This window comes from Rhodococcus sp. G6(2025), from assembly GCF_058628105.1.
This window is the reverse complement of the sequence record NZ_CP179750.1, coordinates 7,556,813-7,578,835: the sequence shown is the minus strand read 5'-3', so window position 1 is coordinate 7,578,835 and position 22,023 is coordinate 7,556,813. Positions and strand designations below refer to the sequence as shown.

Below are 22,023 nucleotides of genomic sequence, written 5' to 3'. Positions count from 1 at the left end.
CGGGAATGCGTCGCCGCTGGAGTTCAACACGCTTGCGCCTCCGACGATCTCGGACGATCATGACGGCCTCCTGTGGCCCACGGTGCATAATCAAGTCAACGCCGGATTCCGTCGCAAGTCAACACTGTAGATCTACGGTTTAGGCCTACAGTTGAACGCGAGGGAAGGTGGCGAAGATGCCCGAGCGTCGTTCGATCCACTCCGACGATGGCCCGATCACCCGTGAGCGGATACTCGAGTGCGCGCTCGGGATCATCGACGGTGACGGCATCGACGGCCTGTCCATGCGCCGCCTCGGCAAAGCACTCGGCCGCGACCCGATGACCCTGTACCGCCACGCCCCGAACAAGGCCGCGCTGCTCGACGGGGTTGCCGAGCGTGTCCTCGAAGAACTCGAGGTCGACACCGACGACGGCGACTGGGCGACGCAGCTGCGGGAGGTCGCGCGGGGCTTTCGCCGGTTGGCCCTCGCTCATCCTCAGGTGGTCCCGCTATTGGTCACCAGGCCGCTGTCGACGCCGCTCGGGCTCAGGCCGCTCGGCACCCTGCGTCCACTCGAGGACATCCTGACCCTGCTCACCAAGGCGGGCTTCACCGACGCCGATGCCTTGCACGTCTATCGGGCATTGTTCGGCTTCCTCTACGGCCACGTCCTCAACGAACTGCAGGAACTCGTCGAGCGTCCCGACGAGTCCGACGACCTTCTGCGCCTCGGCCTTCACCGCCTGCCGATCGCCGAGTTCCCTCTGATCCGGGGCCTGGCGCCGGTGCTGGCGTCCTACGACGGCGCCGCCGAACTCGAACGTGGCGTCGACATCCTCCTCGCGGGCCTGACCGCGACGTCGACGCAGCCCGACTCTCCTCCGTCCCGGTGATGTGAACGCGCTCGGACGTCGAGCCGGTTCGGTCGAGGGCATCGACATCGAAACCGAGTGGGCCGAAAAGTCGAGATAGGGTTGGCTCGTTCGTCATTCTCTACAGCCGAGTTGTCACGGGTGAGAGGAGGACCTGTGCAGTACATGCTGTTGATCTACAACTGTGAGCGGCCCGAACCGGGCGATCCGGGTTTCGCCGATGCGCTGGCCCGGGTGAACGCATTCGCCGACGAGTGCCGCCGCCGCGGAGTCTTCGTCTCCGGGCACCCGCTGCAGCCGGAGCACACCGCCACCACGGTCAGCGTTCGGGACGGTCGGACGCTGATCACCGACGGCCCGTTCGCCGAGACCCACGAACACCTCGGCGGCGCCTATGTCCTCGACTGCCGCAATCTGGACGAAGCCCTGGAGCTGGCCGCCTTGTGCCCGTTGGCCGAGCTGGGGTCGATCGAGGTGCGGCCCATCGTCGATGTGCCGGGCCTGGATCACCGTCCGGCGACAGTCGTCGGCGAATGAACGTCGAACCGGGGCTGCAGCAGGTCTACCTGGAACACAGGGCCCGGATGCTCGCAGCTCTGATCCACGTGCTCGGCGACTTCGAACTCGCCGAGGATGCGCTGCAGGATGCGTGTGCACTCGCGTTGCGCAAGTGGGGCGATACCGTCCCGAACGACCCAGTGGCCTGGCTGCTCACTGCGGCCCGGAACAGCGCGATCGACCGGCTGCGGCGGGCCAGGCTCGGCCGGGAGAAGCTCGCGCAGGTCGGTGAACAGTCCCGGGTGGTGACCGTGATGACGGACGTCGGGCAGGACAGGCTGCTGCGCATGGGTGATGAGCGGTTGAGCCTGATCTTTGCGTGCTGTCATCCCGCCCTGGCCGAGGACGCGCGGGTCGCCCTGACTCTGCAGGCCGTGGCCGGGCTGACCGCCGGGCAGATCGCCCGCATGTTTCTGATCGGCGAGTCGACGCTGGCGCAGCGCTTGGTGCGGGCGAAACGCAAGATTCGCGACGCCGGCATCAGTCTGGATGTGCCCGCCGATCACCAACTGCCCGAGCGGGTTTCCGGCGTTCTCGCGGTGGTGTACCTGATTTTCACCCAGGGCTACGCCCCCGGTCGGCTCGAGCAGAGCACGCTGTGCGAGGAGGCGATCAGGCTCGCCGAGCTCGTCGCCACCCTCATGCCCGACGAACCCGAAGCGCTCGGACTGGTCGCGTTGCTGCTGCTGCAACACTCGCACCGCGCCGCCCGCTACGATTCCGCCGGCGACGTGGTGCTGCTGTCGGATCAGGACCGCTCACGATGGGATCGCGCCGAGATCACCGAAGCGATCGGCGTACTGGACCGGGCGCTACGCCTCGGCAGACCGGGTCCGTACCAATTGCAGGCCGCGATCGCCGCGTTGCACGCCCAGGCTGCTTCGACCGATCACACGGACTGGCCAGGCATCGCCGCCCTGTACACCCAATTGCTCGCGGTCGATCCGTCACCGGTGGTGGCGTTGAACCACGCCGTGGCCACGGCAATGGCGACCGGCCCGGAGGAGGGGCTCGCGCTGATCGACGAAATCAACGGAATCGACCGCTACCACCTGCTTCATGCGGCACGAGCCGATCTCTTGCGCCGTCTCGGCCGCACCACGGAGGCGGCAATCGCCTACCGGCGAGCACACGAACTCGCCGGCAATCCCGCAGACCGGCGATTCCTCGCCCGACGTCTGCTCGAACTCGACCTCACGGAGTCCCCATGAGACTGTCCATTCTCGACCACGGCCACAGCCGACGCACCAAACTGTTCCTCACGCTCACGTCCACCATGTCGCGCGTGGACAGCCCCGACATCGTGAAGCTCCTGCTGTACCGGCCGGGCTTCCTCACCCGTCCGCTGTTGGAGCTCACCGCCGACGCGATGCGCGGGCCGTCGTACTGGACCGCCGCGGAACGGGAGTACCTCGCGATGTGCACCGCGCAGTTGCACCGCTGTCCGTTCTGCATCGACACGCACGCCGAACTCACCCGCATCGCCGGCCACGGTGAGATCGACCCGGATCGTCCCGCGTCGGCACGGCCCCCACTGAGCGCCGTCCGCGAGTTCCTCGACACGATCAGCCGCACGCCGGACCGTGCCGACCCCGCCGGAGTCGCCGACCTGCCCGAACAGGCGCTGGTGGAGGCATTGCGTGTCAACCTGGTGTGGAACATCGTCAACCGCCTGGCCAACGCGTTCGGCTTCACCCTCCGAGAAGGCCAGTTGCACAGCGGTACCCGCGCCCTGCACCGATTCGGCTATCGCTTCCCCGGATTCCTGCTCGCCGACGGCGCGAGACCCGACGGCAGTGACGATGCCGTGGCCGACCTCCGCCACTCGGTGTTGCACCGGCCTGCCACCACCGCCCCCGCCCTGCGTCTCGCCGCCGCGTCCGGCGACCCGCTTCCCGAACCGTGGCAGGCTTACGCGGCGGCGGTCCGCGACGCCTCCTACACGATCACCGACAGCGACATCGACAAACTTCTCGCCGCCGGACCAAACGAGGATCAGGTCTTCGAGGTCACCGTCGCCGCGGCGGTCGGCGCGGCCCTGGAGAGTTTCGATGCCGGAATGTCCGCACTGGGACACACGTCCACGAGCTGAACCGAGCAGATCGACGGAAAAACCTGACACAGGATGTCAGGGTCTCGGTGCGAGCATGGTTTCACCGTTCGGCACCGGGCCCCGGATCGACATCGACACAGACAAGGACCTCCATGCGCGAAACACGAGAAGAGCTCGACGAGCTCCAAACCCTCCTCGACGCCTCCCTGTCCCGCTCCACCGCACACCTGCGTTCGATCATCGGCACCGAGAGCACCCTGACCGCAGAACAGCTCACCCAGATCGTCACCGGCATGTGCACCCTCGCCCTGTCCACCGTCACGGCGAAGGGCGAACCGCGGATCAGCGGTGTCGACGGGCACTTCCTGCACGGGAAGTGGCACTTCGGCACGGCGCGCGGCGCCGCCAAGGCCCGCCACCTCGCCGCCCGTCCCGCCGTCAGTGCTGCGCACCTGCGCGGTGAGGACCTGGGTGTGTTCACGCACGGGACGGTGGAGATCCTCAACCCCCAGGACGGCGAGCCGGCCGCGGACTGGCCGGACCTGCTCGCCTACTTCACAGACTTCTACGGCGAAGACTTCTTCGACTGGGACAACGACGTGGTCTACTACCGGCTGCATCCGCACTGGATGACCGTCTACGCCGCCGACATCGCCAAGCTCACCGCGGCGCCGCGGTCCTGATCGGCACTGTCGACCCAGCACCGATTGCCGGGTGACGCGGTACCGTCGGCCGCGTGGCTCTCATCCATCACGCTCAGCTGTCCCCGTCCAAGGCCGAGATGCTCGGTGACTGGGTTCCGCGCCAGCCCTGGATCGGGTCCGCCGACGCGTCGTCCGTCGAGGTCGTCGGTGCGTACCGGTTCGACGATCCGGCCGGGGAGGTCGGCATCGAAACCCACCTGGTCCGGACGGCGGACGGGCAGGTCGTGCAGGTGCCGGTGACCTATCGCGGTGCCCCGATGGCCGGTGCGGAGGCGTCGCTGATCACCACGATGCAGCATTCCGTGCTGGGTGAGCGCTGGGTCTACGACGCGTGCGCCGACCCGGTGTACGCGAATGCGCTCGTGACGGCGATCCTGACGGGAGGGACCGAGGCGGAACTCCAGTTCGACATACCCGGCGAGCGCCGAAAGGTGACGACCAAGGTGTCGGGTAGCGGCTCACCGGGCTCGACCGTGCCGGTCGTCGATGCCGTGAACTGTGCGAATGAGGGAACGACCACCGTCATCACGACGGACCGGATCGGCGTGCGGGTGTTCCGCGTGATCGATCCGGATCGGGTCGCGCCTGTCGGCTCGCACACTCTGGAGGGCACCTGGCCGGGCCGAGGTGCGCCGGCGCTGCTCGCGATCGCGCATCCGACGGCGAACCACGACGTGTGACGCGGGAGGGGCGGAATATCTCCGAGGACGGTACAGTTGAACCCGTCGACGGTGTCGGACATACCCCGGGTACCACATTAAAATTGTCGCCGAGAGCGACCACTTGCCGAGAGGCGATATGACGGCACCGTCGCAGAAGCCGCCGGCACCATGTGGTGCCGGCGGTTTTCGTTCTGCGGTGGACCTCACCCGACAGGCTCGAATCCGGCCAGCATCTGCTCGAGTGCGGCCTGGTCGGGCCCGATGAAGGGGTCTGACTTCGGTGCCTCGGCGAGCATGTCCAGAAACTCGGCGGTGCGTCCGTCCGCCGGGGGGAGGTGGGTGCCGAGGATCCATCGCGGGTCGAGCGCTCGGAGCGCGGCGACGGTGCGCAGGAACTTCGTCTCGTCCACCAGATGCACCCAGGGACTGTCGACGGTGGCCCACAGGTGCTGCGCGGAACGGACGGCGTTGGGTGTGGAGTACCCGACGTCGTTGGCCGTGGCGAGTTCGGCGGTCTCCATCGGCGCCCCGAAGCAATCCGACGAGAAGTAGGCCTCGCTGCGGTCGTCGTAGAAGCCGACGGTGCTGGGATTGTCGAACAGCGGGGGCCGTAGCGCCGTCAGTGTCCGATCGCCGACGTCGAGGGATTGACCCGGATTGAGCAGGTAGACCCGGTCCATCGGGACGGGCCGTGCGCAGGACATGATGCCTACGCCCGCGAAGGTCGTGATCAGGCGGGCGCGCGGCGCCGCGTCGAGCAAGTCGAACAACGCGCCGGTGTGATCGCGGTCCGGATGCGTCAGCCAGATCCACTCGACGTCCGCGGGATCGAGCACCGAGCCCAGGGCTTCCATGAAGCCGCATCCGGGCAGGCTGAGTCCGGTGTCGACGACGACGGGTTCGGCGGCGTGGAGAACGTACGCGTTCACCGGTAGGTGCCCGATCCCCGGTACTTCCAGTTCGTCACTGAGAGCGGTGATATCACGTCGGATATTGTTGATACGCATGGGAACTCTCCTCAGTCGTCGTAGTCGACGCGGATCAGTGACCGGGCGATCGTGGCCAGGTCGGCTTCGGTCGGCTCGTATCCCCGCGGGACCTTCAGGCCCAGTTCGAATGGGGTGGCCCCGTCGTCGAGCGCGGCACGGAATGCGGCGCCTGCCTCGGCGGGGGTGGCCTCCAGTAGCAGGGCCCGGCCCCGACGGACACGGCCCCGGTGGGTGACCGTCACGGGTGCGCCGCCGGCGAAGTTGCGCCGCCACGGACGCTCGGTGAACACGAGCGTCTGACCGTCGACGTCGTGCAGGCACACCGGCACCCGCAGGGTGCGCCCGGTACGACGGCCGGTGAACTCGATCAGCCCTTGGCGCCGGATGCGCCGCCCCAGTGACCGGGTCGTGAGGACCCGCCGGACCAACGGGTTGACCAGCCGCATCAATTGGGGTGGCGGCGGGCTCAGCCGCACATTCGTGGTATCGATTTTGGACATGTCACCGACGCTAGGAGCGATGGAGCGGGCGCACCATTCCACAATTCTGGTATTTCCGGCGCCGATCCGCGCTCGTACGATTGACTCGTGAGCGTGGATTCCGTGCAGTGCGCGGCAGACAAGGTCGCACGATTGTGCGCCGCACCACGCGGCCTGGTGTCGCTGTGGCGGGACGCGTCGGACGTCGTCGCCGGTGTCGTCCCGTATTACTGGACGCCGTGCTGGTTCACTCTCGACCCCGTGTCCATGCTGATGACCAGTCACTATCACTTCGGCATGGACGAATTTCCCGGGGAATGGCTGGCCGCCGAGTATTACGAGGACGACGTTCAGTCCGTCCCCGACGTAATGCGTTCGGCCGAAGGGATTTCCACGTTGCACGAAGCCGCGCACGGTGATCCGTCGGGAAGTCCGCGCTGGCGCCGGAACCGGACACTCGGCGGCGACCAGGAGCTGATTGCGCGGTTACGCACGCGCTCGGGAGAAACGTGGGGAGCGCTGAGCCTCTATCGCGACGAGGGGATGCCGATGTTCTCGGAAACCGAGAAGTCGTTCGTGCAGGAGATAGCGCCGGTCCTCGCGGGCGGTGCCCGCCGCGCACTGCTGTACGGGCAGGCCGAGGAACCGGAGTATGCCGATTCGCCGGGTTTGCTCGTCCTCGACGAGAACTGGAACATCGAATCCGCGACGCCCGGAGTCGACCGGTGGATGGTGGATCTGCCGGGCGGGGACTGGGATCGGGGGGAGTTGCCGGCCGCGGTGATCACTCTCGCCGGTCGTGTATTGCGGTGTGTGGAAGACCGCGACCGGCTGGGCGACGTGGCCATCTCGCGGGTGCTGTCGAGGTCGGGGGCGTGGTTGGTGCTGCATGGGGCATGCCTGACGTCGACGGGCAGGCGGCGGATCGCGGTGATCGTGGAGCCGGCGCATCCGAGCCGCCTGTATCCGCTGCTGATGTCGGCGTACGGGCTGACCGAGCGCGAGAAGGAGGTCACGTCGATGGTGTTGCAGGGGGCGTCGACTTCGCAGATCTCCGCCGAACTACATGTGTCGGCACAGACCGTGCAGCAACATCTGAAGAGCATCTTCGACAAGACCGGCGTGCACAGCCGACGCGACCTGGTCGGCAAGGTGTTCTTCCACCACTACGAGCCGCGGTTTCGCGACAACGAAAAGCGGACCGCCGCGGGCAGGCCTGTCCGCGGCGATCCCTGGCATACACAGAGCAGCTGAGCCCGGGAATCCGGTTACACCGGCGGATGGGTTCCGATCCGGGCCGTAGTCCGGTGGCCTACTGTTCCTTCTTCAGGCGGGCGGCCAGCATGGCCTTGCCCAGATCGCCACCCTTCCGGCTCACGGCTTGGGCGCGGCGGAAGAAGTCGGCCAACTCGGCGTCGCCGTCCATGTCGGCATCCGAGATGTAGCCCTCCAGACGCAGAGCGTTGCTCAGTGACGCTTCGACGAACCAAATCAGGTTGTAGTCCTTGTCCCGAACACCGGTCACCGAGCGTGCATCTTGTTCACTCATCAGTGCGTCCTTCCCGAGAAACGGCCGACTGTCTTGTGGTTCCTGCCTACCCGTGTGGTTGCATCGTAAACGTGAGGCGCGCCGGGCTCAGGCGAATACCCAGTTCATCAGGACGACGTACAGCCCGGTCCCGAGGACGATCGAGAGCACCGCATTCTTGCGCCACAGGTGCACCGCGGCCGTCGCCGCCACCGCGATCAGTTCGGGGATCCCGTGCGACGGGGCGGTGACGGACACGTTCTTCAGGGAGTACGCCACCAGGATCAGCATGATCCCGGCGGGCAGGTAGACACCGAGGTAGCCGACGAGTGCGGACGAGCGCAACGGCATGACGATCGCGAAGGGAACGGCGCGCAGGGCGAACGTGACGATCGCCATGATCGCGATGGCCGCGAGGATGTAACCGGCGTCAGGCATCGGTGCGCACCTTTCGCCGGGTGACGAGGTAGCGGATGACGAGCAGGCTCACGAAGGCGCCCATCGCTATCGGCAGCATGTGTTCGGGGTCGACGAGTCGCGCGATCAGCGCGCACATCACGGCCATCGAGGGAACCGCGAAACCACGCTGGGCCCGGATGGCCTCGATGGACAGCACGACGAACAGCGCGGTCAACGCGAAGTCGAGGCCGACGATGTTCTCCGGGATCCATTGCGCCGCGGTCGCTCCGAGCATCGCTCCACCGATCCAGTACGCGTGGAGATACAACTGCGAGTACACGATCACCCGGCCGGACATCGACTTCCGGTCGCCGGTGACCGTCATGGCGTACGCCTCGTCGGTCAGCGCGAACATGCTGTAGAAGCGGGCAAGCCGGCCCTTCACCCTGTCGAGGGGAAAGCTCAAGGCGTAGAACACGTGCCGGAAGTTCACCAGCAACGCGGTCAGCGCGATGTACGGGAGAGGCGTCATCGCGGCCACCATGCCGACCGCGATGAATTCGAGGGAACCGGCGTAGATCAGCGAGGTGAAAACCATCGCCCACCACGGGTTGAGCCCCTGCTGGACGACGAGCACCCCGAGGGCGATCCCCAGCGGGACCAGCCCGATTCCGACGGGGAGCGACGCCTGTAGGGCGCGACGCCACTCCGGGGCCTGCCGGGGGTCGGAGTCGACGACTGCGGTCGTCGCGAGGGTAGCTGGATCGATCACCACGCAAATCTATAGCAACCATCCAGGTGTGCGATTGCGAGAGAATGCCCATTCGGCATAGTCTGCGCAATAATAGTTCAATGGACGACATAGATCACGCAATTCTCGACCATCTGCGCAACGACTCGAGTCTGACCAACACGGAATTGGCGGATCTCGTGGGTCTCACACCCTCCCCGTGCCTGCGCCGGGTCAAGAAGCTCGAGGCGGACGGCGTCATCACCGGCTACCGCGCCATCGTCAGCCAGGAAGCGCTCGATCGGGGGTTCCAGGTGATCGTCACCGCCGAGATCGGTGTGAACGACCAGGCGACCATCGAACAGTTCGAGTCCCGGGTCGCCGCCTTCGACGAAGTGATCGAATGCCGGAGGCTGTTCGGGATCCCCGACTACTTCATCCGGGTGGCGGTCCGCGACCTCGCGACGTACGAGAACTTCATGGCCACCAAACTCAGCGGGCTCCCCGCGGTCTCGCGGGTCACCTCGTTGATCACGATGAAGACCATCAAGAGCGCCGACTGAGTCAGCGGTGCGCCGCGACCTCCCGGTAGAACTCGAGGTGTTTCTGCGCGACGTTGTCCCATCGATGTGAGCGAGCGAAGGCGCGCCCCTCGTCGAGGGAGGCGCCGTCGGCAGGTTCGGTCAGGGCGCGTGCCATCTCCTCGTGGGTGGACGCGTACCGGACCGTCCCGCGAAAGACCTCCCGGAGGACCGGCAGGTCACGTGCGACGACGGGAACGCCTGCCGCCAGGGCTTCCATCGCGGCCAGCCCGAATCCTTCCTTGGTGGAGAGGAAGGCGAACGAGCGGGCCTGGGCTACCAGCGAGGGGAGTTCGGCGTCGTCGATCGTTCCGAGGATGGTCGGTGTCACACCCAGCTCTGCGGCCCGCCGGTCGAACTCGTCCCGGTACCCCCGGTAGTCGAACAGGGTCTCGCCGCCGGCGAACACCAGCCGCAGGTCCGGTTGCTCCTTCACGAGCAGTGCGTAGGCCTCCACCAGGTCGATGCTGCCCTTGCGCGGTTCGATACCGCCGACCGCCAACACGTAGTCGCCCAATTCACCGGCCCACCTGCGGCGGCGCTCGGCGTCCTCGCGGGCTTCCTCGAATCGGGCGGCGTCCACGCCGTTCGGAATGACGGCGCACTCGAGACCCCACCCGGCGGAGACCTCCGCGGCGACGGCGGCGGACACGCAGATCCGCGCGTACGGATCCACGATCGCGCGCTCGTGGCAGGCGGCGAGCGCGGGCGTCGTGAACTGGTCGAGATGGTGGATGGTTCGCACGCACCGTCCGACGGCGTTGGCACTGATGCAGTCCTGCGCGTGGACGATGTCGTAGGCCTCCGGTGTGAAGGCGGCGCGCATCGTCTCGATGGATCGGAGGATCCGGTCACCGACGGTCTCGTCGTCGACGTGTGCGAACGGCACCACCCGCACGGCGACAGTCGGGTCGACCGGACGGAAGAAGGCGGCGTCGCCGTGCCTGCCCAGGGTCCAGACCGTCACGTTCGCGCCCTGCCGGGCGAGGGCCTCCGCCAACGCCAGCGTGTGCACGACTCCCCCGCGCGGTTTGGTCGAATAGGTCAGCAGCGCGATCCGCACGTCAGTGTTCTCCTCGGTCCAGCAGTCTCCGGTAGGTGTCGATGCGGCGTTCCTCCAGGTGCCGAAGCACCTTCCTGGCCCGATTCACCTCGTAGTCGACGTCGAGTTCGGCGACGGCGAGGCCACCCTTCGTTCCCGTTCGCGCGAGCACGTCGCCGCCCGGACCCACCACCTTGGCCTGACCTAGGAATCGCAGTCCACCCTGGATTCCGGTCTGGTTGGACGACACGAGGACCACCTGGTTCTCGGCGGCCCGGGCCGAGTCGTAGAGATCGAACAGGCGTGATTGCCGGTCCTGGGTCATGCGCGCCGCCCGGTCCGTGATGCTGGCCGGCCACGCGGACAACGCGGCGATGATCCGTGCGCCGTCGAGCGCGAGGGTGCGGGCGGATTCCGGGAACGTCTTGTCGTAGTCGATCAGCATCCCGATCCGTCCCACCGGTGTGTCGAAGGCGGTGAAGGAGTCACCCGCGGCGTACGCCAGGGATTCCCCGGCCGGCTGATGAACCTTGCGGTGATTGCCCAGCACTCCGTCGCCGGTCACGCAGGCGGCGGCGTTGTAGCGCACCCCGTCGCACAGTTCCGTGTACCCGATGCAGACCGTCATGCGGCCCGCCATCTTCGCGACGGCCCTCAGCTCCGGGCTGTCCGCGGCGAGCGCGGGCGGGAGTTCCTCCGTGTCCGGCCGCCGGAGATCCGAGATGTAGCCGCCGAGGCAGGCGTCGGGCAGGACCAGCAGGTCCACGCCGTCGTTCGTCGCACTCTCGATCAGCGCCTGCAACTTCAGGAGCGCGCGATCGATGTCGCGGCCGAAGTGCCCCGCCAACGCTGCCAACCGTGTCGTCACCATAGGCGTCAGGCTAGTGTCGCCGTCGCCGGCAACACACCCGCTTCGAGTTCGATGCGGTCCGCCAGATACTCCCCGTCCCGCGCCACTCCCGCGAACCGTCCCGAACCCCACGTGTGCTGCCACGGAAGGCCGAGGAAGTACAGCCCGGGCACTGCGGTGACGCCGCGGTTGTGGGTGGGATGGCCCGCACCGTCGAAGACGCCCGCGTGGAGCCACCGGTAGTCGGTCCGGAAACCGATGGACCACACCACCGACGTGATGCCCGACGTCGGCAGTTCCAATTCGGTGACCTCACGTTCGGGACGCCAGACCGGCACGTACCGTTCCTCGCGCGGCGCATCGATGCCCGCGCGGTCGATGTAGGCGTCGATGGAATCCTTGATGCTCTCGCTCACGGCGTCGGCGGCATCCAGCGACGACTCCAGAGTGGGCGCGAACCGCAGGGCGCCGTCCGCGACGTCGAGCAGCCGCCCGTACAGACGCATTCCCGCGAGCGCGAAGGCACGGAGGTCGATGTCGCGGCCACCGTCCCGGCCGGTGACGTAGTGGTTGGTGTTCTCCCGCTTGCCCAGACCGCCCGGGTGATCGGCGATCGAGACGTCGTAGGTGCCCATGTCGTGCAGCCAGGCCACGCAGTCCCGGCCGCGGTAGAACCGCGCGACCCGCGGCGCCCCACCGGTGACGAGGTGGACGGTGCGACCCGCCAGGTGAAGATCCTCCGCGATCTGGGCGCCGGACTGGCCGTTGCCCACCACGAGAACCTCGCCCGCGGGCAGCGCGCCGGCGCTCCGGTACTGCGACGAGTGCAATTGCGTGATGTCGGCGGGAAGCCGTTCGGCGAACCGGGGAACGACCGGAGTGTGGTACCCGCCGACCGCGACCACGACGTGGTCGGCGTGCATCGGGCCTTCCGTCGTGTCCACGTCGAACCCTCCGGAACCCGACTGCCGCACCGCCACCACCGCGACCCCTTCGCGCACAGGCGGATCGAAGGTGTCGGCGTACCCGCGCACGAACTGGTAGGTCTGCTCGCGGTTCATGAACCCGTCGGGATCGCCGCCCGAGTAGGTGTATCCCGGAAGGGTGCACTGCCAGTTCGGAGTGACGAGAGTGAAGCTGTCCCAGCGACTGTCGCGCCACTCGTGTGCGATCGACTCTCGTTCGAGCACCACGTGGTCGATTCCACGCTGCACCAGATGCCAGCTGATCGACAGGCCCGCCTGGCCGCCGCCGATCACGACGACTGTGTGTTGTTCGGTCATCACGACTCTCCGGGGAGTGAAGCCGGGTTCATCTCGAGGACCCGGACGAGGGATTGGGGGTCGAGGGTGCGGCCGGCGCGTTCGAGTTCCTGCATCTGCTCGGACGCGGACGTGCAGTACATCCCGAACTTGGCACGGACTCGCTCACTGGCCTCGGTGAGCGCCGTCGTGGTGCGTGTGAGGAATTCGGCGACCGTGTAGTCCTCACCGGCCACCAGGTGGTCGTGCATGACCAGCGACGGCGAGTAGCAGGACTGGGTGCGTCCGTTCGGCCACCGCACCGTGAACGTCATCTCAGGCATCGACGGGCTCCAGTTCGGCTGTCGTGGTGCGGAGGAACGACGGTCGCGCCGACGCGTCGAGCCGCGTGCCGCTCACCCGGTTCTCCGCGACGACGTCGTCGTACAGTTCCGGCCGGCGGTCCCGGAGGTTGTACATCCCGCCGCTGCGAATCGCGTCCAGTTCGGCTTGCACATCCAGCGTGGCCGAGGCGAGGCCGGGTTCCACGCCCGTGGTGGCGAGGATTTCGCCGCCCGGGCCGACGATCTTCGCGCTGCACACGAACCGGAGCGATCCGAACGTTCCCGCCTGATTCGACGCCACCCAGACCACCTGGTTCTCCGTGGCCCGCGCGCGGTCGTAGATGTCGAATCTCTGCTTCCACCGGTCGTCTTCGGGATTCTCGACGCGGTTGGTGCGGGCGGTGGGCCACGCCGACAGCGACGTGATGATCTCCGCGCCGTCGAGGGCGAGCGTCCTCGCGGCCTCGGGAAAGGCCTTGTCGTAACAGATCTGCATGCCCATCCGTCCGACCGGTGTGTCGAACGCTTCGTACTTGTCGCCGGCGCGGTAGCAGAGGTTCTCCCCCAGCGGCTGGTGCACCTTGCGGTACGAGCCGAGTATCCCGTCGCCGTGCAGCGTCACCGCGGCGTTGTACCGGTCGGCGCCGTCGGCTTCGCAGAATCCGAGGGTGATCACCAGGTCGCCGGCCATGTCGACGACCCGCCGGACCTCGGGCCCGTCCAATTCCAGTGCGGGCGGGAGGCTGCGGAGCCGCCGCTGCCGCTGCTCCTCGGTTTCGTCGCCTCCGCCCAGGCTGGGCAGGTAACCGCCCAGGCAGGCCTCCGGAAGCACGAGTAGCGAACTCCCAGCCGCCCGCGCCTGCTCGATCAGTTCCCCGATCGTGCGATACGCCTGTTCCATGTCGCGGCCGAACTCGGCTGCCGCAACGGAGATTCCGATGTCAGTCATGCTCTTCCCAATCCTGTGACCGTGGAGTGCACCACGCGTGTCGTTACGCCGTCGGGCCAGCGAAGGCTGACCCCCGGCTCAAATGTCAATTCCCCGCAAACGGCCGAGGTGGCCGGCCCGGCGGGCGCCACCGCGCTACCCCGCCGATCGGCGGTGATCATCGCGAACCCGGGGAAGCACGTCATCCAGTCACCCGCCGTCGCAGCGGGTGGCCGGGGGACCGATGCGACGTCGAGGACGGCGCCGAGTCCGCTCGCCTCGGCGAGCATCCCGGTAGTGCCCGCGATCCCCGCCATGCTGATGTCCTTCGCCGCGGCGGGGCGGGTGCGGGCGACGAACGAGGCCATGTCCCGCAGTTCGTCCGAGCTGCGGTGGGACGTCGAATCCCACTGCTGTCCGGTGTATCCCGGCCTCCACTGCCCGTCCAGGTCTGCTGTCAGCGTGAGCTCGTCGCCCACCCGGCCACCACCCGCGGGCACCGGATCCGCGGTGCGCCCGAGCGCCGTCACCGACAGCGCCGCGGGAACGCCGAGCTGAGTGTGGCCCCCCAGTACCGGTACGTCCCACGCTTCCGCAGCCCGGCTGAGCCCACGGATCACCTTCGTCAGGATCGACGTGTTCGGTGCGCCGACGGTGTCGAGCATCCCGACCGGGACGGCACCCATCGCCGACAGGTCGTTGAGGTTGACGAGGGCGGCGCACCATCCGGCCCACTCGGGATCGCGCTGAACCATGGCAGGCAGGATGGCGTCACACGCCGCGATCAGGTCGCTGCCCGGAACCGGTGCGCCGTCGTCGCCGCGGAACCCGCTGCCGCCGAGCGCATCACCGTGCGTGCCGAAGGGTGCCAGGGTGTGGGCCAGACAGGACTTCGTGCTCTGGACCAGACGCTCGACGCGATCGATCGGCCACGTCATGTGCACGTGCGGCGCGCCCGCCACCGTGACGTCACCCATCCGCGTCCAGCCCAGGTGGGCGAACATCGTTTCGTTCCGGCTCTGCACGGTGGCGTCGAACCGCAACACGCCGCGTGATTCGGCGTGGGCGCAGGCGGCGCGCACGAGCGCCTTTCCGATTCCTCTGCTGTTCCGGACGTTTCGACCCACCACGAGTCGGCTTCCCGCCCACCACCCGAGGTCGGTGCCGTCCGTCATCGGTGCGAGGCGAACACCGCCGAGCACCTCGCCCGTGGTGCTGATCGCCACGAGCACCACGGTGCGGGGATCGTCGTCGACATCGTCCCGGTCGCTGGCGGTGAACAGCCCCTGTTCCACGACGAACGTCTCACGCCGCAGTCGCCGGTACGCCTCGGTCATGACCCGACCGGTGGCGGGTTGCACGAGTAAGCTCTGCTGCGACTCCTGAATCGACGGCCCGGTGAGGACGGCGAAGTCGGAAGGAGTGCTCTCGGCGGTCGGTAGGTCCCACATGTCAGCCTCCGGCGTTCTGAAGGACGCTGCAGGCCCCACATGCCGCGCAGCCCGCTTTCTGGTCGGCGCCGCGCATGCCGCCCGCCTGCAGTTCCTTCGCCACCCGCGAGGTGACGTCGGCGAGCAGGGCAGGCGACGGCGCCTGCGCCCCGTCCTCGACCGCCAGCGTGCCGGCGAGCGGCCGGAACGGGACGACGAACGGGTAGACGCCCATGTCGATCAATTCGGCTGCGCCCGCGACCAATTCGTCGGGGTCTTCACCCAATCCGACCAGCAGATAGGTCGACACCTGATTCCGTCCGAAGACCCGTACCGCCTCCCGCCACGCCGCCCGGTACTCGTCCAGCGGCACCGTCGCCTTGCCCGGCATCCAGCGCCGCCGAACCTCCTCGTCCAGGGACTCCACGTGGATGCCGATGGAATCGGCCCCCGCGTTCCGGAGATCCGTGATGGTCCCGAGATCGCCGGGCGGTTCGCACTGCACCTGGATGGCGAGATCCGGGGCCGCCGCCTTGACGGCCGCGACGCATCGCGCCAGGTGACGGGCCCCGCGATCCTTGGCCGCGGACGTGCCGGTGGTCATGATCATCTGTGTGACGCCGTCGAGACGGACGGCGGCTTCGGCGACCTCGGCGAGTTGTTCGGGCTTCTTCACCGCGATGGTCGAGCCGGACTGCAGTGATGCCTCGATCGAGCAGAACCGGCACCGCTGCTGCGGGTCGTACCGAATGCAGGTCTGGACCACGGTGGTGGCGAGGACGTTCGTCCCGTGCAGCCGGGCGATCTTCTCGTAGGAGATGCCGTCGGCAGTGTCCAGGTCGTAGAACCGGGGCCGGCGCACCGGCTCGATCTCCACCCCCATGTCGGTGCCGTTCATCAGCAGGCGGTTTCCGCTGACTTCGTACGGGCTGTCGGACCGGATGGGGATGGCGCCGCCGATCCCGCCGATCAGTACGTGACCGTCATCGCTGGGGCCGGCGCCGGAGGTTCGGGTGACCGGGACGTTCAGTGACCGAATCCCACGTACTGCTACGTCAACTCGTGTCGAGAGATCGCTCATCGTTCACACCTCAGACCATGTAGGTGGAGTTGATGATGGCGCCCTTGCGGGAGTAGTGAATGATGGCGTCCTGCACATCGAGGGGATGTGCGGGCACGACGCCCTCGATCAGGTCCTCTTCCCTGCCGCCGTGCAGCGCGAGACCGAAGCGGCACGCGAAGACGGTTCCACCTTCGGAGATGAACGTCGCGAGCGCGTCGTTGATGTTCTGCTCGCCGGGGAACCCGTTGTCGCCGGTGGTCGGAAAGCCACGTGTCGCAAGGCAGTTGAGCGCTCCGGGACCGTAGAAGTAGATCGCGGACTCGAAACCCTTGCGCAGTGCGCGGGTTGCCTGCAGGACGGCGACGAAGCTGACGGAGGATTCGTGCGCGATGCCGTGCACCAGCGTGAAGTAGGACTCGCCGTCCTCGGCCTTGTAGTCCGGGAAGATTTTCGTCGACCCGTAGATGTTGCTGCCCTTGGGCAGTGCCGGGTGGGGAATCTCGCCGAGCGACTTCTGGATGTTCGCGGCGATGGTGTTCTCGATGTCGGTCACAGGGGACTCCTGGTCGGTCGTGGGGCGGAGGCGCCCGAAGGGCCTGAACGCGCTGATGAGATGCTGTGGGTGACGGCCCGGGCGTAGACTTCGATGTCTGTTCGCTCTGCGTGGGGAGAGTGCGTTGCGCACTCCGTCGACCTGAAACAAGTACACGGTTCGGCGATTTCCGAATGGTCACGCGCGGAACAAGCTCAGGTTTCGTAACCCTCACCGCGGCCCGAATCCGGAAATCCGGTCGTAACACCAACCGGGTGACTCTGCGCACCCGCCGGTCGCAAAGGTAAAGAGTCCTTTACTATGGGTGTTTCATATCCCGAATACAGAGAGAGCCATGACCAGCGCTTCGCGCCCCCGAAGACCCAGCCCGCCCCAGAGTGATCACCGCAGTCCCGGATGCAGGGCGCGGGTGAACGCATGGTGACCGTCCTGAGCATCGGCTTCGGCGTCGTCGTCGTATTACTGATCACCGCCCTGACCGGCTACTTCGTCGCCCAGGAATTCGCGTACATGTCGGTCGACCGCTCGCGGCTCAAAGCCCGGGCCGAGGCGGGAGACTCGGGCGCCGCCCGCGCCCTCGGCGTCACTCGCCGCACCTCGTTCATGCTCTCCGGCGCCCAGCTGGGCATCACCGTCACCGGCCTGCTCGTCGGTTACGTCGCCGAACCCCTGATCGGACGCGGCCTCGGTGAGCTCCTCGGCGGCGTCGGCATCCCGACCGCGGTCGGGATCGGTGTCGGCGCCGTCCTCGCCGTCCTGTTCTCCACCTTCGTCCAGATGCTCTTCGGGGAGCTCTTCCCGAAGAACCTGGCGATCGCCCGGCCGGAACCGGTGGCGCGTTGGCTCGCGCTGTCGACGACGATCTACCTGAAACTGTTCGGCTGGTTGATCTGGCTGTTCGACCAGTCGTCGAACCTGCTGCTGCGCGCGCTGCGGATCGAGCCGGTCCACGACGTCGAACACTCGGCCACGGTGCGGGACCTCGAACACATCGTCGCCGAATCCCGCGACGCCGGTGAGCTGCCGCGGGAACTCTCGACCCTGCTCGACCGGATCCTCGACTTTCCCACCCGCACCGCCGGGCACGCGATGATTCCCCGCGCCCACGTCGACACCGTCCGGGCCCACGATTCCCTGAGCAGTGTTCGCGAGAAGATGGGCGCGGGCCACACCCGATACCCCGTGGTCGGGAGTTCGTCCGACGATCTGCGCGGCGTCATCCACCTCCACGACCTGCTCGGCGAGCAGGCCGACGGTCCGGCCGCGTCCCGGGCCCGTCCGGCCGTCGTCGTGCCGTCGTCGCTGCCTCTGCCAGACGTGCTGGAACAGCTGACGGCGGCCCGGGACGAAATGGCCCTCGTCGTCGACGAGTACGGCGGATTCGCCGGCGTCATCACGATCGAGGACCTCGCGGAGGAACTCGTCGGTGAGATCGCCGACGAGCACGATCCCGACGGTGACGCGTCCGTGACGGGCTCGGAGTCCGAAGGCTGGACGATGCCCGGCGATCTGCACATCGACGAGGTGGAGCGCATCCTCGGACACGACCTGCCGCCCGGTGACTTCGAGACGCTCGCGGGTGCCGTCATCACCGAGTTCGGCGGTCTCCCCGTCGTCGGTGACGTCGTCGCGATCCGATTGAATCCGGATCCGGCCGACCTGATCAATGACGCCGACCCGCCCGTCCGCAGCCTCGACGCCGAGGTGCGGGCAGTCGACAAGCACGTCCCGTCCTCGCTGTTCGTGAGGCTCCGCGTCCTGGAGAGTGACTCGACCGATGAGTAATCCATGGGTCATCGCGCTCGTCACCGTCGGGTTGATCGCGGCCAGCGCGTTCTTCGTGGCGATCGAATTCGCGTTGATCGCCGCCCGCCGCCACCGGCTCGAGGACGCCGCCCCCACCAGCAGGGCCGCCCGCGCGGCTCTGCGCAGCGCCTCCGAGTTGTCCGTGCTGCTGGCCGGATCCCAGCTGGGCATCACCGTCTGCACCCTCGCGCTCGGCGCCGTCACGAAGCCGGCCGTGCATCACTGGCTCACCCCGGCCTTCGCAGGTTGGGGTGCCCCGCTGTGGCTGGCGGACGTGCTCGGATTCATCCTCGCTCTGATCATCGTCACGTTCCTGCATCTCGTCGTCGGTGAGATGGCACCGAAGTCGTGGGCGATCGCGCACCCGGAGAAGTCGGCGACCCTGCTGGCGATCCCGATGCGCGGGTTCATGTGGGCCACCCGCCCGCTGTTGCTGGTGCTGAACCGGATGGCCAACCGGTGTCTGCGGAAGTTCGGCGTGGAACCGGTCGACCAGGTGGGGGCCGGGCAGGATCCCGACGCGCTGCGGCACCTCGTCGAGCACTCGGCGACCGTCGGCACGCTCGACGAGCGGTACCACGGTCAACTGACCAGCGCCCTGGAACTCCAATCGCTCGCCGTGCGAGACATGGTGCGGCCGAACACCGCCCCCAGCAGCGTCGCCCCGGACGCGTCTGCGGCTGCGATCAGGGCGGTCGCGGATCGAAGCGGCCACCTCCGACTGCTCGTGCGCGATGAGGACGGGATCAAGGGGGTGGTGCACGTTCGTGACAGCCTGCGGGCCGGCGACGCAGCCACGGCCGCCGACCTCATGCGCCCGGTGCTGACCCTCGATGCGGACGCCGCCGTGTACGACGCACTGCGCACCATGCGCGAGACTCGCAGCCACCTTGCGATCGTCACCCACAGCGAGCAACTGATCGGTGTCGTCACCCTGACCGACGTCCTCGCGCGTCTGCGCCCCGCGGCCGGGGTGGGCCACGGAAGCGGTACCCTCGCGGGGTGAATTCACGGTTGGATGTGGTCGCGCGGGTGCGCGGCTCCGTCGTGGGTTCACTGTCCGGCGCGGTCAGCATCGCCGCGCACGGCATCGGTGGAGGCGGAATGCCCCCGAGCGATGGCTCGGTGGTGCTGCTCCTCGCGGCGTGCGCCGCGGTCGGGGCGTCGGTCGCCGCTGTCCGGGTGGCCACCCGGGAATGGCTGTTCGTGTTGTCGGTGCTCGCTGCGGGTCAGCTGATCGGCCACACCACGCTGGCCTTGGCCGCCGATCATTCTCATGGGCTGGGGCTTTCCACCCCGATGTTCGCCGCGCACCTCGCCGCGATCGCGGTGGCCGCTGTACTGGTCCGGTCCGCCGAACGCGCCTGCCTCAGGGCATTGGCCGCGTTGTCGCGGATCGTTCTCGCCGTCCTGGCCCCGCTGCAGGTCGATACCGGCACCTGGACCGCGACCCCGGTCTACCGCGCGAAGCTGTCGTTGTGGCTGCTGGTCGCCGCGGGGGCCGGCACCCGCGGACCACCCGCTCTCGTCTAGTCGAATCCTTTCTCACCGCCTCCCGGTGCACACCAGACGTGTGGTCGCCGGTCCGGCGTGTTCTCACACGGCACCAGCAGACTCCCGGCGGGTCCCGGTGCGGTCCCTTCCTGAGTCGGCGCATCCCTGACCTCGAGTTGCCCAGCGCACCCCGGACGTGCGCGGCCTCGACGGCGCTGGGTGCTCGTCTCACCCGATTCGAAGCGAGATCGTCATGTCCATCCCTGACCTCGAACGCGTCACACCGGTCGCGTCCTCCCCGGCGTCGAAGGTCTCCCCGCCGCCACGCGGTTTCCGGCCACTGATCCTGCGCCTGCACTTCTATGCGGGGATCCTGGTGGCCCCGTTCCTGGTGATCGCCGCCGTCAGCGGCGGCCTCTACGCTCTCGCGCCGTCGGTCGAGCAGCTGGTCTACCGCGACTACCTGCACGTCGATTCGACCGGCCCGGACCTGCCGATGTCCGAACAGGTGCGGGCCGCGCAGCAGGTTCGCCCGGACCTCACTGTCGCCGCCGTGCGCCCGGCGACCGAAGCGGGTGACACGACGCAGGTGATGTTCACCGATCCCACCCTGGGCGAGTCCGAGCGCCGAGCGGTCTTCGTCGATCCCGTCACCGCGGAGTCGGTGGGCGAGCTCGTCGTCTACGGCAGCAGCGGGGCGCTGCCGATGCGCACCTGGATCTCGCAGTTGCACCGGCACCTGCACCTGGGCGAGCCCGGCCGCATCTACAGCGAGCTCGCCGCGTCGTGGCTGTGGGTCATCGCGCTCGGTGGCGTGTACCTGTGGGTGCAGCGCTACCGCACCACCCGCGCCCGCAACGCGGACGCCGCCAGGCTGTGGACGCTCGACCGGTCGAGCCGCGGACGCAACCGCACCCTCAGCTGGCACGGGGTGGTCGGCATCTGGATCGCAGTCGGCCTGGTGTTCCTCTCGGTCACGGGCCTGACCTGGTCGCGGTACGCGGGCGAGAACGTCGGCGAACTCCGCTCCGCACTGAGCTGGACCACCCCCAAGATCGACAAGAAGCTGGACTCGGCGCCCGCTGCCGGCGCTGCCGCATCGGGCGGTCACGACGGGCACGGCGCCGGGCACACCCCCGCGTCGGATCCGGGAACCCTCGACCGCAACGTGGGCGAACTCGACACCGTCCTCGAGGTGGCGCGGCGGGGCGGTGTCACCGGTGCCGTCGAGGCGACCGTTCCCGCCGACGCGGGCACCGCGTTCACCGTCACCCAGACCCGCGAATCGTGGCAGTTCTCGACCGACGCGATCGCGGTCGACGGGGCGACGGGCGCGGTGACGGACGTGTCGCGATTCGGTGACTGGCCGCTCGCGGCGAAGCTGACGTCCTGGGGGATCGCCCTGCACATGGGGTTGCTGTTCGGCCTGCTCAACCAGCTGGTCCTGGCCGTCCTCGCGGTGGCGTTGCTCGCCGTGATCGTCCGCGGCTACCTCCTGTGGTGGCGCCGCAGGCCCACCCGCGGCACCACCCGGGCGGTGGGCAGGCCGCCGGTGCGGGGCACCTGGCGGCGAATCCACCCGGCCGCGGCGGTGGCCGGGGCCGCCTGCGTCGTCCTCGTCGGCTGGTTCGTTCCGCTGCTCGGCGTCAGCCTCCTCGCGTTCCTGCTCGTCGACGTCGCGGTCGGCGCCCTCGCCCGCACCCGGGCAGGGTGAGTGACCGGGGCACCCGTGCAG

General features: G+C 68.0%; 25 protein-coding genes. 12 read left to right on the top strand and 13 right to left on the bottom strand.

The genetic code is table 11. The features are described from left to right. Positions 1-167: 167 nt before the first annotated feature. The 6 genes from ACLIVD_RS35140 (at position 168) to ACLIVD_RS35115 (ending at position 4,849) form a co-directional block, all read left to right on the top strand. Positions 168-875 (top strand): TetR/AcrR family transcriptional regulator C-terminal domain-containing protein, encoded by a 708-nt coding sequence (locus ACLIVD_RS35140; protein ID WP_283333179.1) that lies wholly within the window; start codon positions 168-170, stop codon positions 873-875. Between the two features lie 144 nt (positions 876-1,019). Next, on the top strand, positions 1,020-1,391 hold the full coding sequence (locus ACLIVD_RS35135; RefSeq protein WP_283333353.1) for a YciI family protein: 372 nt from the start codon (positions 1,020-1,022) through the stop codon (positions 1,389-1,391). Continuing rightward, positions 1,388-2,623 carry an RNA polymerase sigma factor gene (locus tag ACLIVD_RS35130; protein ID WP_283333178.1) on the top strand — a complete coding sequence of 412 codons (1,236 nt, stop codon included), beginning with the start codon at positions 1,388-1,390 and terminating at the stop codon, positions 2,621-2,623. The genes ACLIVD_RS35135 and ACLIVD_RS35130 overlap by 4 nt, the downstream gene beginning before the upstream one ends. Beyond that, complete coding sequence (locus ACLIVD_RS35125) at positions 2,620-3,504, top strand: carboxymuconolactone decarboxylase family protein (protein WP_283333177.1); 885 nt, start codon at positions 2,620-2,622, stop codon at positions 3,502-3,504. Before ACLIVD_RS35130 ends, ACLIVD_RS35125 begins: the two co-directional genes overlap by 4 nt. Positions 3,505-3,617: 113 nt before the next feature. Next, positions 3,618-4,148 carry a pyridoxamine 5'-phosphate oxidase family protein gene (locus ACLIVD_RS35120; RefSeq protein ID WP_283333176.1) on the top strand — a complete coding sequence of 177 codons (531 nt, stop codon included), beginning with the start codon at positions 3,618-3,620 and terminating at the stop codon, positions 4,146-4,148. A 53-nt stretch (positions 4,149-4,201) separates the two neighbouring features. Beyond that, positions 4,202-4,849, top strand: coding sequence for a CG0192-related protein (locus tag ACLIVD_RS35115; protein ID WP_283333175.1), 648 nt, complete (start codon positions 4,202-4,204; stop codon positions 4,847-4,849). 185 nt (positions 4,850-5,034) lie between these two features. Here ACLIVD_RS35115 and ACLIVD_RS35110 read toward each other — a convergent pair whose 3' ends face one another. Further along, the gene (locus tag ACLIVD_RS35110) at positions 5,035-5,838 is read right to left on the bottom strand and encodes an oxygen-binding di-iron domain-containing protein (RefSeq protein WP_283333174.1); all 804 of its coding nucleotides are present in this window, start codon (positions 5,836-5,838) and stop codon (positions 5,035-5,037) included. An 11-nt stretch (positions 5,839-5,849) separates the two neighbouring features. Next, positions 5,850-6,320: a grhN gene (locus ACLIVD_RS35105; RefSeq protein WP_280779483.1), complete on the bottom strand. Its 471-nt coding sequence runs from the start codon at positions 6,318-6,320 to the stop codon at positions 5,850-5,852. 102 nt (positions 6,321-6,422) lie between these two features. On the opposite strand from ACLIVD_RS35105, the gene ACLIVD_RS35100 reads away from it, so the two are divergent. Further along, on the top strand, positions 6,423-7,553 hold the full coding sequence (locus tag ACLIVD_RS35100) for a helix-turn-helix transcriptional regulator (protein ID WP_283333352.1): 1,131 nt from the start codon (positions 6,423-6,425) through the stop codon (positions 7,551-7,553). A gap of 58 nt (positions 7,554-7,611) precedes the next feature. On the opposite strand, the gene ACLIVD_RS35095 is transcribed toward ACLIVD_RS35100, so the two are convergent. From ACLIVD_RS35095 to ACLIVD_RS35085, 3 genes are all read right to left on the bottom strand, one after another. Then, positions 7,612-7,848 carry a hypothetical protein gene (locus ACLIVD_RS35095; RefSeq protein ID WP_005254663.1) on the bottom strand — a complete coding sequence of 79 codons (237 nt, stop codon included), beginning with the start codon at positions 7,846-7,848 and terminating at the stop codon, positions 7,612-7,614. 87 nt (positions 7,849-7,935) lie between these two features. Beyond that, positions 7,936-8,265: a branched-chain amino acid transporter permease gene (locus tag ACLIVD_RS35090; protein ID WP_280779484.1), complete on the bottom strand. Its 330-nt coding sequence runs from the start codon at positions 8,263-8,265 to the stop codon at positions 7,936-7,938. Then, positions 8,258-9,001: an AzlC family ABC transporter permease gene (locus ACLIVD_RS35085; protein WP_280779485.1), complete on the bottom strand. Its 744-nt coding sequence runs from the start codon at positions 8,999-9,001 to the stop codon at positions 8,258-8,260. Before ACLIVD_RS35085 ends, ACLIVD_RS35090 begins: the two co-directional genes overlap by 8 nt. Positions 9,002-9,078: 77 nt before the next feature. Between ACLIVD_RS35085 and ACLIVD_RS35080 the strand changes: the two genes are divergently transcribed. Further along, on the top strand, positions 9,079-9,519 hold the full coding sequence (locus ACLIVD_RS35080) for an Lrp/AsnC family transcriptional regulator (protein ID WP_005254660.1): 441 nt from the start codon (positions 9,079-9,081) through the stop codon (positions 9,517-9,519). Between the two features lies 1 nt (position 9,520). Here ACLIVD_RS35080 and ACLIVD_RS35075 read toward each other — a convergent pair whose 3' ends face one another. The 8 genes from ACLIVD_RS35075 to ACLIVD_RS35040 are packed head-to-tail and all read right to left on the bottom strand — an operon-like array spanning position 9,521 to position 16,988. After that, on the bottom strand, positions 9,521-10,600 hold the full coding sequence (locus tag ACLIVD_RS35075) for an MSMEG_0565 family glycosyltransferase (RefSeq protein ID WP_283333173.1): 1,080 nt from the start codon (positions 10,598-10,600) through the stop codon (positions 9,521-9,523). A gap of 1 nt (position 10,601) precedes the next feature. Next, entirely contained in the window at positions 10,602-11,450 is an 849-nt protein-coding gene (locus ACLIVD_RS35070; protein WP_283333172.1) for a carbon-nitrogen hydrolase family protein, read from the bottom strand. Positions 11,451-11,455: 5 nt separating this feature from the next. Beyond that, positions 11,456-12,712: an MSMEG_0569 family flavin-dependent oxidoreductase gene (locus tag ACLIVD_RS35065; protein WP_283333171.1), complete on the bottom strand. Its 1,257-nt coding sequence runs from the start codon at positions 12,710-12,712 to the stop codon at positions 11,456-11,458. Beyond that, the gene (locus ACLIVD_RS35060; RefSeq protein WP_283333170.1) at positions 12,712-13,014 is read right to left on the bottom strand and encodes an MSMEG_0570 family nitrogen starvation response protein; all 303 of its coding nucleotides are present in this window, start codon (positions 13,012-13,014) and stop codon (positions 12,712-12,714) included. The genes ACLIVD_RS35065 and ACLIVD_RS35060 overlap by 1 nt, the downstream gene beginning before the upstream one ends. Continuing rightward, positions 13,007-13,963, bottom strand: coding sequence for a carbon-nitrogen hydrolase family protein (locus ACLIVD_RS35055; RefSeq protein WP_283333169.1), 957 nt, complete (start codon positions 13,961-13,963; stop codon positions 13,007-13,009). Before ACLIVD_RS35055 ends, ACLIVD_RS35060 begins: the two co-directional genes overlap by 8 nt. Further along, positions 13,960-15,393 carry an MSMEG_0567/sll0787 family protein gene (locus ACLIVD_RS35050; RefSeq protein ID WP_283333168.1) on the bottom strand — a complete coding sequence of 478 codons (1,434 nt, stop codon included), beginning with the start codon at positions 15,391-15,393 and terminating at the stop codon, positions 13,960-13,962. The genes ACLIVD_RS35055 and ACLIVD_RS35050 overlap by 4 nt, the downstream gene beginning before the upstream one ends. A 1-nt stretch (position 15,394) precedes the next feature. Continuing rightward, entirely contained in the window at positions 15,395-16,453 is a 1,059-nt protein-coding gene (locus ACLIVD_RS35045; protein WP_477951490.1) for an MSMEG_0568 family radical SAM protein, read from the bottom strand. 10 nt (positions 16,454-16,463) lie between these two features. After that, complete coding sequence (locus tag ACLIVD_RS35040; RefSeq protein WP_009476287.1) at positions 16,464-16,988, bottom strand: MSMEG_0572/Sll0783 family nitrogen starvation response protein; 525 nt, start codon at positions 16,986-16,988, stop codon at positions 16,464-16,466. A 417-nt stretch (positions 16,989-17,405) separates the two neighbouring features. Here ACLIVD_RS35040 and ACLIVD_RS35035 point away from each other — a divergent pair, with 417 nt between their 5' ends. From ACLIVD_RS35035 to ACLIVD_RS35020, 4 genes are all read left to right on the top strand, one after another. Beyond that, complete coding sequence (locus ACLIVD_RS35035) at positions 17,406-18,773, top strand: hemolysin family protein (RefSeq protein WP_283333166.1); 1,368 nt, start codon at positions 17,406-17,408, stop codon at positions 18,771-18,773. Beyond that, a complete protein-coding gene (locus ACLIVD_RS35030; RefSeq protein ID WP_491931569.1) occupies positions 18,766-19,800 on the top strand; it encodes a CNNM domain-containing protein in 1,035 nt (344 codons plus the stop codon). Before ACLIVD_RS35035 ends, ACLIVD_RS35030 begins: the two co-directional genes overlap by 8 nt. Beyond that, complete coding sequence (locus tag ACLIVD_RS35025) at positions 19,797-20,327, top strand: hypothetical protein (protein WP_491931567.1); 531 nt, start codon at positions 19,797-19,799, stop codon at positions 20,325-20,327. Before ACLIVD_RS35030 ends, ACLIVD_RS35025 begins: the two co-directional genes overlap by 4 nt. A 214-nt stretch (positions 20,328-20,541) precedes the next feature. Next, the gene (locus ACLIVD_RS35020) at positions 20,542-22,002 is read left to right on the top strand and encodes a PepSY-associated TM helix domain-containing protein (protein ID WP_491931566.1); all 1,461 of its coding nucleotides are present in this window, start codon (positions 20,542-20,544) and stop codon (positions 22,000-22,002) included. Positions 22,003-22,023 lie beyond the last annotated feature (21 nt).